Source organism: Dysgonomonas sp. GY75 (genome assembly GCF_015234155.1).
In the GTDB taxonomy this organism is placed as follows: Bacteria; Bacteroidota; Bacteroidia; order Bacteroidales; family Dysgonomonadaceae; genus Dysgonomonas; species Dysgonomonas gadei.
In genome coordinates, this window is the sequence record NZ_JADCLQ010000041.1 from 1 (window position 1) to 749 (window position 749).

At 49.7% G+C, this 749-nt stretch carries 1 protein-coding gene; it reads left to right on the plus strand.

The window, feature by feature from the left end:
- The coding region (locus IR083_RS16630; protein WP_410492832.1) for a hypothetical protein at positions 1–294 on the plus strand (294 nt) is incomplete at its 5' end.
- Between the last annotated feature and the right edge of the window lie 455 nt (positions 295–749).

Sequence of the window (749 nt, forward strand, 5' to 3'; positions counted from 1 at the left end):
GACCTGGGCTTCAATTTCGACGGGAGGCCCGTGATCAGCGAACTGTATTTCATAGGCAACGGCACAGGCTCCGACAAGCAATATGATGCCGGTTCGGCTTCAGATTCCAGACCCGTTTGTAACCTGACTTTTCAGTGGACAATCAAAAACGGGACGCTGACATTGATTTACGACAGCCGCCCCCCGCTGGTGCTTGAGATAGGCGGGGTGTATATCAGGGGAAACCTCCTGAAAGGCACCCTGCATAGCGAAGGACAAGAAGATATTCCGGTAACGCTGACGCGAAGGAAATGAAACTGAAACCGCTGATTTAAGGCCTGCACTCAAGATGATGACATAAGTAAATAATGCAGTCACCTCCGGTTATACTGCCGGACCCTGTGTGCCGGCTGTAAGGAACCTGGAAGAGCTAATAGTGTAACAAACGCTGACAATACGGGATATAGGCGGGATAAATTGCCTTTTATAAAAAAGGCCCGGATAGGGAAAAAACGATGCAACGTAAATTAACTGTTGTCCGGCCCGGACATGTAAGCCATAACCGAAATATAAAAAAACGGAGAAACTAAATAAAACGATGGGATTATTTGAAAAAAAACAAAGACGGCAGAGCCCGCAAAGCGGACCGCAGGCCCAGGTTCCGAGCATAGTGGCTATCGGTACGGTTATCACCGGCCAGGTGAAGCTCAGTGAAGACCTGCGCGTGGACGGGGCCGTGGTTGGGGATATTTGTTGTGAGAAGACCGTGG